The organism is Thalassobaculum sp. OXR-137, assembly GCF_034377285.1.
In the GTDB taxonomy this organism is placed as follows: domain Bacteria; phylum Pseudomonadota; class Alphaproteobacteria; order Thalassobaculales; family Thalassobaculaceae; genus Thalassobaculum.
The window spans coordinates 3429462-3443021 of record NZ_CP139715.1; the positions used below are offsets into that span (position 1 = coordinate 3429462).

The following is a 13560-nucleotide window of genomic DNA, read 5'->3' on the forward strand; positions in this document are numbered from 1 at the left end:
GTCAGATCTGGTCGAACAGGGATTCGATGCGCTCGATCTGGATCTGGTTGCCGTGCCGCTTGGCCATTTCCAGGCAGCCGAACAGCAGCTTGCGCGCCTGGGAGGGCAGGCCCCTGGCGGACAGGACGCTGGCATAGAGGGTCATCGAGTGGTTGAGGCGGAGCTCCATGCCGTTGCGTTTGGCGATCGCCATCGCCCGCGTGAGCAGGGTGCCGGCGAGGGCGGTCTCGCCGTGATCCGCCAGGAACGCCGCCCGGGTATGGAGAGCCTCGCAGAGTAGGGCGGGCATATCCATCACCTGGGCATAGTCCTCAATGACGCCGATCCGCGCGACCAGCGATTGGGAATGGTTGTGGGAGTGCGGCCGGACGCCGGTGCTGCGGTCCCGCAATTCGGCGATGTCGAGCCGGATCAGGGCGAGTCGCGCCTTCTTGTGGAGATCTTCGTGGCCGCCGGCCTCGGCGAAGCTGATCGCCTCGTTCACGTGCCGCCGAGCCTGTTCGAGGTTGCCCTGGGTTCTTTCCAGATCGCCGAGGTGGCGCGAGAAGATCGAGCAGGCCCGCCGGTCGTTGTAGACCTCCAGGATCGCCAGCGCCTCGCGGTACCGCCGGGCGGCGGCCTCCCGGTCGCCGCTCAGATGGCTGATGAAGCCGAGATAGCCATGGACGATGAACCACAACCGCCCGCGTCGCCCGGAGGCCTGGACCTCGGTGGCTTGGATCGCTTCCAGCCGACGCCGTGCGGTTGTGAGCCGGCCGCGCTCGATCTGAACGATGGCCAGGTTGAGTGAAACCCGGTTGTGTTGCGCGCCGCCGTCGATCGGGCCTTCGATGACGCGGTTGAAGCGGATTGCCTGGCGCAGGAGCGCCACCGCATCGATCAGATTGCCCTGCACGAGACAGATCAGGCCGCACTCGTTGTACAGCCAGACGATCTCGTCGCGGTACAGGGCATTGATGTGCCGCCATTCGCTGGCCGCATCGTAGTCAGCGGGGACCTTGTCCTTGTCCAGCAGTTCCCAGGCCTTGCGGATGATCCATCGGACCTGGACACGATAGGCTTCGAAATACCCCCGCTCGGCCTCGTCATCGACGCTCCCCAGGTGCTTGTAGTCCTCGAAACGGGACACAACGGCCACCGAGAAGGTCGACCGCACGATGCACAGCGCCGCCCGCAGCGACTGAACACGGGTGGACAGCGGGGCCGCGCCAAGATGCCAGCTCTCCGTGGACCCTTCCGTACGGGCATGGTCCGGATACTGGCTGAGGGCTGCTACCAGCGAGTTCAGAAAGGTATAGGCCTCATGGGTCAGCCGCGGGAGCTCCGACGGCATCGACGCGTAGGTCGAGGGCGCGAAGCTGTTGATCTCGATATATTCATGCGGCCCGCTCCCCATCTTCTGGATCACATGACGCTGAGTCAGGCGATGGAGGGTATAGCGAGCCTCGTCTTTAGCGGGCCGGCTGTAGTACTTGGCGAGACGTTTGGCGTTTTCGGCAATCTTGTCCTGCCTGTCCTTTTCCGACCCTGCATCATGAGTTTGCGTCTGCTCGGAAGATTTCCTGCTTTCACTCGGGGCCGATAGCCGGTCGTGCAACTGCACCAGCCGTGGATGCGGGTGCAGTTCGAAGACCAGACCGTGGCCGGCCATGCATTTGAGGGCCTCGGTCAGCATCTCCTGGCGCGAGTTCTGGCGCGTGCGCAGAACGTCGTCGAAGTACCGACGGATCTCCGGCATCCGCACAAGAACGTCGACACTGCAGGGCGCGCCGATCACAGCGAGGTGCCGCATGATCAGCATCTGGAGTTCCAGGTCGTAGCGCGGCTCTCCGAGGATATGAAATCGCTCGTGGGCATCCAGGACCTTGTCGAGCACTACCTGTTCCACGCGGCTCGAACTGGCGATCGCGGCTTCGTCGGAAACCCGGCGGATGAAGGCTTCGGCTTTCTCCGCACCGTCGCGGATGGTGCGCTCGCCGAGGGCGATGCGCTGCGCCGCGGCGAGGAGGATGGTCATGCAGTAGCGGTTGCTCCGCAGGCTCTGTCTGATCCCCTTCCACTCGCGGATGGCCTGCATGTTGGCGGACACGTGGTCGGCATCGTACCGGGCCAGGAGCAGTGCTTTGACTTGGGTCGTGGCTTCGTCCCCACCGGCAGGCTCTTGGGCGGCGATGATCTGCTGCAGATTGCTATGGAGCTCTTGTACGAGGTGTATCTTTTTGCAATTACTTGCTTTTTCCTTTTTTAGACTATCGAGTTCTGAGTTCAACTGGCGTAGGGATTCTGTGAATTCATCTTGAATGTCGACAACGGCCTTCTCTAGCGAGGCGATGTCTTCGTCTGCAGTATGTTGGGTAAAAATGGTGTGGTGCAGCCCTTTGTCGGAATTTATGTTCCCGAGCTTCGTTCTGCAGGAGGCGATGCGCTCATCGTTGGAATTGATCGCGTTGACCCTCTTTTCTGCATCCAGCAAGAAGAGAAAGATCGCCAGAAGGCGGAAGTTGTCGACGAGAATGCGTTCGGAATTCGCTTCCCGGCCGAAATGGACGTAGCAGCGGTCCTGGACGGGCAGATTGTCGGCTTCCGACAGAGGCAGGCAGTCGACCCCGCTGCTCAGCTGACGCAGCGCGACATTGCTTCGCCCCGTGGCAGGCAGATTCTGTCGCTCGATCGAGACGAAATGCATCCGGTAGCCGGAAGGGTCCGGGTCGATGCCGGCATCTGACAGGTCCCGGAACTCGGTGCCGCTGACCTTGTCCTGCATTGCCTGGAACGCGTTGCGGTAGCTTTTGAGGAAGGGCGTCTCCTTCACGAAGATCTCGCCGAGATTCTGCTCGCCGGAGACCAGGACGATATCCAGCGGGAACGGCGCGAACTGTTCGGAGGCGAGCAGGCGCAGAAACGCCTCTATCTCCCGGTTCTTCGGCAATCCTCCGGCGTAGTGCAGCAACTCAAGGGCGTTCACCACGAGAAGGAGCCTCGGGCGGTACGTCGTGCTGGCCTTGTGGATCCGCACGGCTTTGGACAGTCGGCTGAACGCCTTGAACAGATGGGTCAGCAACTCAAGACGCGGCAGACCGGCCAGACTTTCGCGGATCGCATACTTGTAGAGCTGGAGGGTGGTCGCGCTGACCTCCAAACCGCCCTCCGGCTGGCGTTCGCCGCGCAGGATGGCGACCAGTCGAGCCAGATCGACGTCGTCGTCACGGCCCTGGTCGAACAGTCTCATGGCTTCCGCGCGCAAAGCCGTGAACTCGGCGCGATGGTCATCGATCAGATCGTGGATGTGGGAGCCGGGGTCCTCCGCCAGCTTTTCCAGGTTGGAGCGGATATGGCAATCGGCCCGTTGTGATTCCCATTCCGGTAGGGCCGTCAACGCGACGCAGCTCTCGATCAGCGCGTCGATCAGCATGTCGTAGGCCGAGGCGATCTCGCTGGAGAAGCTGAAATTGACGAAGAATGCCGAGATGAAATACGGGTGCCGGGTCCGGTGATTGATCGGCCACGCAGCCCGAATGTAGGAGCTAAGGCCGAGGCTGCTGAAAAAGGCTGAGAAGAACGTCCCCTTTCCGAGCCCCCGCTTGGCGGCCACGAGATAGGTCCGGCGCATGTCCAGCGGGTTGGCGCCCATGCGGGTGTGGCTGACGCTCATGGGTTGCTTCGTGCTGAGCAACTCGGCGCGGTGGGCGAAGCTGCCTTCCGTGCTCACTGTGGTCGTAGCGGCATTGAACCACGGCTGCCGGTGCTGCTCGGCGAAGACGGCGTCCAGGAACGTGTCGAACGCTCGGACGCCGGTCTCCGGCAGCGAGTTCAGCCGAGCCTGTTTAAGGTCGGTCGTGGGGGCGCCCGGAGCGATGGCGGCCAGGTTCAACAGGGGGAGTTTGGAGGAATACCCGTCCGCCTGATCGAGCTCCGAGATCCTGTTCCTGAGAAGGTGCCGCACGTAGCGGAGCGGCGGATGGACGATCGGTTCGCCGGTCGCTTCATCACGAAAATTGGAGGGCAGCCGCCGTTCGAAGCGGGCGATCCGGTGCGGCGGGCTTTGCCGCCAGTGGGTCCACCATGTCTGCCACTCCACCGTCAACGCATCCAGTGTGGCGCAAAGCGTTCCGGTCAAGACGGCGGTCTGCAATCCGTTAAGGGCGACCAGCCTGGCGCGGACCTCTCGAATGCCTGCCAGCAGAACACGATCGGACGGCAACGTGGCGTCCTTGGCGTCCGCGTCGATTGCCTGCAGCTTCTTCATGATGCGGCTAATAGGCCCGTTGGCCTGGACCGTGATCCTCAGGAGCTCGAAAATCGCGAAGCTTTCGAACTCCAGGAATCGGTCAGCGCGTGTGGCAGCCTGCTGTGGAGTGAGGACGTCTTTCTGCGCGTAGTCGTCCCTGGGAATGAAACTCACCGGCGCAAGCCGTCCTTTACCATCCGAGCCGTCCGGCTTGTCGAGATCCGACGGGGTGTCAAGGTCGGCGTCTTTAGCACGTCCGAGAAGCGTGTTGAGGATGGCGGCCGGATGGCCCCCGGTGAACTCCGGGTCGCGTTCGGCCAAACCGTCGATCACACGCTTCAGCAGAGCCTTACCGGACCACTTGGAATTCAGCAGCTTGATCGGCTGGTTCGGAGCTTTTCCATCCTTCAGGGCCAGCGCGTAGCGCAGAAGCTCCTGAAGCTCGGTATTGATCGTTCTCAACTCCCCGATCAGCGACATCGTATAGTGCAGCCAGTCGACGGTCGGCGCGTCTTCGAAAGGGACGCCGTTCTGCGAAATGATCCTGCCTGAGCCGTAGAAGATCGTGTGGACCCCATATCGGAGATACAGGCCGGTCGCGAATCTTGCGCGCGCGGCCAGAGGCTTCTCCGCAGGGGAGAGCACGATCGCCGTGCGGTCGATCGCCCGGTCCCGATCGCTCATGAACTGCCGCAATGGTCGCAGAACGTCCGCCTCCTGCATCCCCAGGCCGACGAAGAACAGGGGGTTGCCTGAAAAAGCCAAACGAATGCCTTCGTCGACCGAGTCCCGGTTCATGTCGTTGCGCAAATACAGGTCCATGTAGTCGCGCTCGGTGACCACGATCTTCGAGCCTTCGGTGGCCCGGCCATGCAGGTGGAAGACATGTCCGTCGGCGTCCGCGTCGTCGACGGAGAACTGCACCAGGTCGCCGGCGCTGTCGCGCTCGAAGGTATGATCCTTGAAGACTCCGCCGAGTTCGTCGACACGATAGACACCGGATTTGTCTTTCCGGGGAGTGGTGCCGGCCTCCGACGCGTCTTCGTCGTCGCTCTCGTATTTTCGATAGCCGCGGTCGTGAAAGAACCGCTCGATCTCCATGTCGTAATTGGTGGTGAGGTACCGCCGGATCCCCATATTCATCACAAGCGACTGTATGGGGTCGAGATCCGTGTCTATGACGGAATGACGAGAGCGAAAATCTGTGTCCTCGATATCCCGATATTGCAGGAGTTTCGGCTTTCTCTTATCGTCCTTCCAACCGGTCAGTTCTCGATAGGGATCTTCGACTAAATCTAGCATCATCTCCAAGACAAACCGATGAGTTGGAGAAACAATTTCGCGACTATGTTCTCGGCGCTGACCGTCCTTTGGATTATTGTTTCCAATAGAAAATTTATCGACCCAGTATAATAAATTCTTCCAATGGCCTAAGTGAGTATATTTTAAAGGTTTTGGATTTTCTTCGCTGGGCGTGATGTTAGATAGGATGTAAGACGATAATGACTTTATCGTGTCGGACCTGAAGTAGCCGAGAGACCAGAATCGCTCGGGAAATTCGCGAATGCCGCGGACTTTCCGCCGTAGGTTGTCGGGCCGTATGGCCGGTCGCTTCCAACGGATCTGACTATTGATTTCTTTAATGGCGTTGGATCGGTTGGCAGTATCCCAGGCTTTTCGCCCCGCGTCCCGTTCATAGAGGGTGGCGCGCCAGAGATAGGTTTCCGCCTGCGCGCATTCGTCGACCATGAGGACCTTGGTGAGATCCGAGAAAGAGAGCGCCGCCTCTTCAACCAGTATCTTTCGCAGGAGATCACGCAGGGTCCGATCATAATCACGCCGCGCGTTGGCAAATCGCTCGAGCTTCTTCTTGAGAAAATCGGCGTCGTGCCCGGAGTGGACTTTAAAAGACTCCAGATGCTCTATGATGGCCTCAATATCAGGCGCGGGGCCGGCCGACGCCTTCACATTGAAGCCCGGAAGGGCGTGTTTGGCGATGGCTGCAACCAAGTCCTTAGGGGCTGTGGCTGCGGGATTCCAGTCCGGATCTGTCCTCCAGTTTCCGGCGAAAAGGCCGTCGTTCCTCTCCAGAGCCTCTTTCAGCTTTTCCGCGGCCTGGAAGACGACCGGGGCAGGCTCGCCTCCGGGGATGGCATCGGCGTTTTTCAGCAACATTAGGGTGTTCGACAGACGCGCGACTTCCTGGGACCTGAAGCGGATTTCGTTCTGCTTGATCGCCAGGAACGCACCCAGATGCTTTATCTTCGAAGCCGCAGACCTGCGGTCGTCGTCCCCGCTGGAGGAGGGGGCCAATTTCAGGGTGGTCAGCATCCGCTGGACCGCCGCTTCGCTCTTCGCTTCGTCCCCCGAAAGCCCAACGACGTCGGGATCCACAATCTTCTCCGACAGACGGAGGAGGTCTTCCACGGCGCCAATAAGATTTTTTGATTTCTCGCAGCAGGCGATGTAGGCCTCAGCGATCTCTTCCAGCCGGCTGACCTGCCGCTCCTGCCATTCGGTCCAGCTCAATCGGCCATAGGCGGCCGAAAGACCCGATCCGACGAAGGCGAGAAGGTTCTTGTTGCTGAGCGCCTGAAAGAGAAGCTGCTTACCCTTGCTTTCAATGAGTGGCGTGTCGAGCGTGCCGTCGATCAGGTTGACGACATAGGGCCAGCGCTGGAGTTCTGCGGTCTCGCTGTCGAACTCATCCTCTTCGCCGCCGAAATTCTGCTCCGACGGATCCGCGACGTTTGCCATAGTTTTCCCCCACCCCGGCACATCCCCTGGCCATATTGGAAGTTCGGGATAAGGTTGTATATGTGAGATTGATCACGATTGGCGGGTGCGGCCACCATCCGCAGCGCGTCGGGAGTGGCTCAGAAATCTGCAGCTATCTGCCGGCCGGCCTTCATGCACCGATGACGACCAGGCTTATGCCCGTGCTGGGTAGTGCCTCCGCCAGCGCCAGCATGTCAGTGCAGGATCCGAGTGGAACACAGGCATGCTGGCCTCCCCTCGCGGCCGGTGTCTTGGCCAGATATCCGCGGTAGCTCCTGCTGACCATGGCCTTTTGGTCCTGGCTCGCGGCGAGGAAGGTTGCCTAGCCATAGTCGCTCTGGCCGCCGGCGACGTTGCCCGTCGGTATCCGCTTGATCCCCCGCATCTCAAAGGCGACGGCCGACGGTCGGACGGATATGCATTCGGCGGTGAGCGCCAGGGCGTCGTGGCAACGACCGGGCTCCATGAACACGGAGTTTTTCAGGCCATACGCGCCGATCGCTTCCCGGTTGAGGGCGAGGGCTCGGTCGATATCGGCATGGGCCGGGTCCACCTCGGCATCTCACGGCGTCCGTCGGTGTGGAACGCTTGTGCTATCTGCGGTGAGACGCTCTCAAGATAAAACTGGTTTAACGTTCCCGACCGGAACTGATTGTACTGTGTCCAGTAGATGTCGTTGGTAAGACCAAACACCCCCGTGTCTTCGGCTCCGTCCGTAAACGTCATTCGACAAACGCCGTCTTGTCCATAATACGCTGTCGCAATGTGGAGGCGGCTTTCGGGGTCGTAACTATTCAGCGTTTTCCCGAACAAAAACTCCTGAAATTCATTTGGGTTTAAATGCGCCACGATTATGATCTACCTATGTCGATTGGTCGGATTTGAATACCGGCGCATAGGTGATTGGTCCGGACCCCAACTTCGGTCCAGGCCTTGCCCAGGCTAGTTGCGAAGGGAGCTCCTCATCCTAGTGTCTTTTCAATCCCGATGGTCGTTTGCCGACCCGAGAGAATGCTAGTCTGCGTTACGGCTCTGCGCTACGGCGCATCTTTATCGGTGCGCACATTGACAAGGAAGTGGGCCTCACCGACAAGCTCAAGCCCGGCTTTGCGGCGGGCCTCGGTGAATTACGCGGCAGTCTTCCATTTTAGCGGGGTCATGTAGACGGTGTGATCACCGACGCTGACCATCACATCGCCATCCTGAATACTGATCTGCAGTTTCATTGCACGGCTTGCCAGTTTTGCCAGTTCGGCTGTGTCTTTCTCGGGGAAGTTTACCACTTGAAGGTTCTGAAAACGGGTGGAGTTTTTCTTGATCTTGTCCCACCAGATCTCGGCCGTTCTGCCGCCATAGGGATAGACAATCACCTTGCCGGCCTTGCCACAGGATTGACGCATCACCTTCTCGCTGGGAAGCCCCAGAGCCACCCACACATCAAGCGCACCGGTCAAGGTTTTCTGCCAAATATCGGGCTCATCATCCGTTGACAGTCCCCTAGTCATTTCCAGATTTTCATCGGCATTTAGCGCAAAGGCGACAATGCGCACCATCAGCCGTTCATCTGTCTCAGATGGATGTTTTGCCACGGTCAATTTATGAGTCTCGTAATAGTGACGATCCATATCAGAGACCGAAAGCTCAACTTTGTAGATGGTGGCATTTTGCGCCATGATTTGTCCTAGAACTGCGAAGATTGCGATGCTTACAGGGGCTGGCAGTCTTGTGAAAGTAGATAAAGGCGCCGCGACGGCATTTTCACATCTTCGTAGGTGGGGCACGCGAAGATCCCGGCAGCGCTCATGAAATCAGCACACGCTGCCAGGCGGTGATGCTGACCGAGGCCCCAAGACTCTAGCCACGGCTGGGGGCAGCTTCGGGAACAAACCAATTGATGCACGGGATCGACCAATAGCTGGAGGAGACTCGGGGTTCAGGTCACGTGCGCCTGCGCCCGGCTTGTGTCAGAAACACGGCGCACGTGGCTGCGCAGATCGCCAGGGTCATGAAGACCTGAAGCGAGACCTGATAACTGCCCGTCCAATCCCGCAGGGCGCCGGACAGAACCGGTCCGACCGCCTGTCCCGTCACCTGCACGGACAGCGCGACACCGCGGATCGCACCGAAGCTATGGCGACCGAACGTGTCGGCCCACGCGATCGGCGGGACGGTAAGAAGTCCGCCGATGCCGCATCCGAACAAGGCCGACGCCAGAAAGGCGATCGCCGGTCCGTCGACCGCGGTCATCAGCCAGCTTCCCGCCGCCAGGAACCCGCCGACGGCGAAGAGCACGACCCGGGTGCCGAGCGGGCGGACGAGGGGGCCGATAAGGAATCCGACCAGCCCGGATGTTGCGGAGAACGTGCTGACCACGAACGCGGCCGTCGTGGGGTCCAAGCCCCGTTCGACCAGGTGCGGAGCTTGGTGCAGGCTGACGCCGGCCTGTACCGGATAGGCCAGGAATGTGAAGAGCAGGAGCAGCCAGAACGCCGGCTCGCGCATCGCCTCGGCCCTGGTAAAGGAGGGCGGCGGAACCGCGGCGGCGCCACCGGACCCCGTCGCTCCGACCCTCTCGGCCACGCCTCCATCGGGTTCCTGCCCCACGTCCTCCGGCCGGCGGGCGAGAAGGAGGACTGTCGGCAGAAAGCCGACGACCAGGACGGTCGTGCCGACGGCGATCCATCCCCAGCGCCAGTCGCCTCCGAGAGTCATGGCGGCGTGGGCGATCAGGGGCATCGACGTCAGGCCGATCATGAGCCACAGCGTGGAGATCGACGTCGCGATCGGCCGCAAGCGGACGAACCAGTTGTTGATCGCGCCGTAGATTCCGAGATCGAACGGACCCGCGAAGTTCATACGGGCGACGCAGAACAGCAGATAGAAGGCGACAAGCGTTTCGATGCCGGCGAGCGCGATGCAGCAGATCCCGGTGATCGCCACGGCCCAGGCCAGAAGGCTGCGAGCGCCATGCCGATCGACCAGGGGGCCGAGGCCCGGCGAGACGACGGCCGCCAGCAGCCCCCCGACTGACACGGCCGCCGAGATCGCTGTCCGGGACCAGCCGAGTTCGCTCGTCATCGGATCGACGAAGATCGAGAGCGTGGCGACGGCCGGTCCCTGACGCGCGAAGCTGACACAGCAGACCACGCCGAGGACGACCCAGCCGTAGAAGAAGGGCAGACGGTTGGCGAGCAACTCCGGGAGACGTTTCATGCCCGACGATTCCGGGCCGGGCGCCGTCCCGTTCTTTCGAGCGTCATGTCCGGGCGTTCTTCGCCGCTCTGGTCAGCCGCTCCCGGCGATCCCCCATGCGGTGCGTCGTCGGGGTCTGGCGGATGCCACCGGTGAGGTGGTCCAGCGGGGCGGCGACCGTCTTCGTGACCGCTTCGGTCAGGCGTTCGCCGACGGTCCGGCGCACCGACGCATCGCGGCCGTCCCTCAGTGTCACCGTGATAACCGACATTGAACCCTCCAAGAAACGGGCGTCCCGGACGCTTGGCCGGAACACTGTGGCAGACGTCCGATGACGGGAGTAGGGCCGGCCCCCGCACCGGTGTGCCGCCCGGCGAGAACCTGTCCCGTCCGCTGATGCGCGCGAGGTCGCTCGTCGGCCTCGGTCCCGATGGGGTTCCGGGTGCGGCTGCGGTTTATGGGGATCCAACTACCGGATCCCCGGACTATGATCGCCCCCTTCATCCCGCCGGGGTGAGGACTGTCAATTCCAGGTCGACCGCGTGCCCAGTCAGATCACCTCGAAACAATGGCTGACGCTGCTTTGCGTTCAACTTTGCACGATCCTGTTCGGCGTCACCGTCACCAGCGTCGCGGTGATCCTTCCGCAGATCAAAGGCGCGCTGTCCGCGACGCAGGATCAGGTGGCTTGGATCCTGACGCTCAACCTCGTCGCGACGGCTGCGGCGACGCCGCTGACCGGTTGGCTGGCCTCGAAACTGGGATGGCGCCGGTTGATGATCGGTTCGGTGCTCGGGTTTACCGGTGCGTCGGTCGCTTGCGGGACGGCGACGTCGCTGGAGACGCTGCTTGTCTTCCGGGTCATCCAGGGGGCCCTGGGTGCGCCCATCTTCCCGATGGGTCAGGCCATCATCCTGGCGAAGTTCGAACGCCGACTTCACCCGATGGCGATCATGATGTGGGGTGTCGGCGGGGTGATGGGCCCGATCCTGGGGCCGACTTTCGGCGGATTGGTCGCCGACACCCTGGATTGGCGCTGGTCGTTCTTCATGATCCTGCCGCTCGGCCTCGCCGCCTGCGTGCCGACGGTGCTCGCGCTGGGGGATGAGGAGCGGGGAACCGCGCGCCGGTTCGACTTTGTCGGCTTCGTCTTCATCGCCGTCGCGATCGGGTCCCTGCAGCTAATGTTCGATCGCGGCCAGCGCTTGGACTGGTTCGAGTCTCCGGAGATCATCGTGGAATCCGCGCTGGCGGCAGGGTGCCTCTATCTCTTCTTTGCCCACGCCGGAACATCCAGGGCGCCGCTGTTCGAGGCCGCCACGTTGCAGGACCGGAACTTCGTTCTGGGCGTCGGGTTCGCCTTGGTCATGGGGATGCTCCAGTTTACCCCGATGGTGCTGTTCCCACCGCTTCTGCAGGACCTGCGGGGCTATCCGGAATCCATCGTCGGCTACCTGATCGCCATGCGCGGCGTCGGTAATTTCCTGAGTTTCCTTGTGGTCGCGCCGCTCACCCGTTGGAATCCGCAGGCGACACTGGCGGCAGGTTTGCTGATCCAGGCCGGAGCGGCGGCCTGGATGGGCGTGCTCGACATGAACATGACGTTCGAGCAAGTCCTCTGGACCAATCTGCTTCACGGGTTCGGCTTCGGGCTCGCCTACACGCCGATGACGGTGCTGGCGTTCTCCACGCTCGAGCCCCGGCTCCTCACCCAGGGCAATGCGATATTCAGTTTGCTGCGGATGCTCGGCAGCAGCCTGTTCATCGCGGTCACGTTGGTGGTGTTCGTCCGTTCCGCTGCCGAAGCGCACGCTAGTCTCGTCACCTTCATAACCCTGTTCGATGCCCGCTCCCTGTCGCTCTGGATCCAGCGGTTCGGCGACCTCGGCACGCCGCTGCTGCATGCGCGTCTTGTGGAGGAGATCCGGCGTCAAGCCGCGATGATCGGTTACATCAATGCCTTCAACCTGCTGGCGATCGTACCGGCTTTGATCGCGCCGGCGGTGCTGTTCTTCAGGCTGAAGCGGTGAGCTATGCGATCATCAGACTTGAGATATCCTGGCACCGGAGCAGGGGGGGGCAGCCCGCACGGCAGCGCCTGTTCTCGTCGATCCAGATCAAATTGGATCGGGCCATCACAGGGGCTAAGCTGTTCGATGCCCCGTCCAGCAGCGCCCGATTCCACTGATCGATCATCGTCGGATACAGGCTGAACCGGTTCGCCAGGTCCGCGATCTTCTGCCCGCTCTTCACCGCATCCGGAGCGAAACCGGCCTTGAAGTCCGCGTTGTACTGCTTGCGCTTCGACCTCTCTGATCCCTTTTCTTTAAAATCAGCAGACCGAACGCTGTACCTGCCGTCACTGTCCAATTTCCGGGGAGTAGCTTAGTCTTGGCTGCGAGCAGTGACGAGGCAAGGCTTGCGGCCTATGAAGTCGCGACCGCCACCGCGCGCATCGAGCCGCGGAGACGTACGCAGGCGATCGGCACCTACACCCATGTGCTGGATCGGTGGGCGATCGCCTATGACCAGCCGATCGTCCTTAATCGGCGGCAGGCCGGTGCCGCAATCGAGGGCGCGCTGAAACAGAAGGTAGTCGATCTGCAGCGATTGGCCGTCGACACGCATGGATTTACGCACTTCGCCCTGGCGACGGCCAAACTGCTGGGCTTTGATCTGTCGCCGCGGCTGGCCGACCTCGCCAGCCGGAAACTGTATCTGCCAGCATCCGTCCGGGTTCCCGAACAACTCGAGCCCCGGATTGAGCGCATCACACCGAGCCGCATGGCGCGCAAGGGCTGGGACGGCTTCCTGCATATGGTCGCCTCGCTCGAGGCCGGCTACGGTTCGCCGGCGACAATCATCGAACGGTACGGAAGTGCCGCCCAAGGCATGCCTGTCTACGAGTGCGGTACGTGTCTCGGTAAGGTGCTGCGCAGCCTGTTCCTGCTCGATTATCTGATCAAGCCGGACTTCCGGCGCGAGGTACATCGACTGCTGTCCCAGGGTGAGTCGGTCCGTCTGCTGCAGCGTGCATTGATGGCAGGACGGATCGAGGCCAAGGATGGGCGCACGCTTGCCCAGGCGACCGCGATCTCCGGCGCACTTACGCTGCTCACCAACATCGTCATGGCGCGGAACACCCGGGCGATGCAAACGGTCATCGACAGGCTGCCGGCCGGCACCCTGCCCGAGCCGCACTTGACGCATATCGCGCCGGTCGCCCATCGACACATCAATATGAACGGCCGGATCAGGTTTGCGATCGAGGAATATGGCCGGTTGGCCCACGCTGGAGGGCGCAAGAACACAAATGGCCGCTAAGCTGCTGGAAACACTAAAAACACGATTCTCATGCCCCG

7 protein-coding genes are annotated in these 13560 nt (G+C 61.5%); 2 read left to right on the plus strand and 5 right to left on the minus strand.

Features of this window, described 5'->3' with window-relative positions; translation table 11 throughout:
* Position 1: 1 nt before the first annotated feature.
* From T8K17_RS15930 to T8K17_RS15950, 5 genes are all read right to left on the minus strand, one after another.
* On the minus strand, positions 2–6985 hold the full coding sequence (locus T8K17_RS15930; RefSeq protein ID WP_322330724.1) for an SIR2 family protein: 6984 nt from the start codon (positions 6983–6985) through the stop codon (positions 2–4).
* 343 nt (positions 6986–7328) lie between these two features.
* Positions 7329–7559 (minus strand): hypothetical protein, encoded by a 231-nt coding sequence (locus tag T8K17_RS15935; protein WP_322330725.1) that lies wholly within the window; start codon positions 7557–7559, stop codon positions 7329–7331.
* A 574-nt stretch (positions 7560–8133) separates the two neighbouring features.
* Positions 8134–8679 (minus strand): YaeQ family protein, encoded by a 546-nt coding sequence (locus T8K17_RS15940; RefSeq protein ID WP_322330726.1) that lies wholly within the window; start codon positions 8677–8679, stop codon positions 8134–8136.
* A gap of 265 nt (positions 8680–8944) precedes the next feature.
* Complete coding sequence (locus T8K17_RS15945) at positions 8945–10219, minus strand: MFS transporter (protein WP_322330727.1); 1275 nt, start codon at positions 10217–10219, stop codon at positions 8945–8947.
* Positions 10220–10262: 43 nt separating this feature from the next.
* Complete coding sequence (locus T8K17_RS15950; RefSeq protein ID WP_322330728.1) at positions 10263–10469, minus strand: hypothetical protein; 207 nt, start codon at positions 10467–10469, stop codon at positions 10263–10265.
* A gap of 271 nt (positions 10470–10740) precedes the next feature.
* On the opposite strand from T8K17_RS15950, the gene T8K17_RS15955 reads away from it, so the two are divergent.
* Both T8K17_RS15955 and T8K17_RS15960 read left to right on the plus strand, forming a co-directional pair.
* Positions 10741–12228, plus strand: a complete 1488-nt coding sequence (locus tag T8K17_RS15955) for a DHA2 family efflux MFS transporter permease subunit (RefSeq protein WP_322330729.1) — start codon at positions 10741–10743, stop codon at positions 12226–12228.
* Positions 12229–12589: 361 nt separating this feature from the next.
* The gene (locus tag T8K17_RS15960; protein ID WP_322330730.1) at positions 12590–13522 is read left to right on the plus strand and encodes a Tn3 family transposase; all 933 of its coding nucleotides are present in this window, start codon (positions 12590–12592) and stop codon (positions 13520–13522) included.
* Positions 13523–13560: the final 38 nt, after the last annotated feature.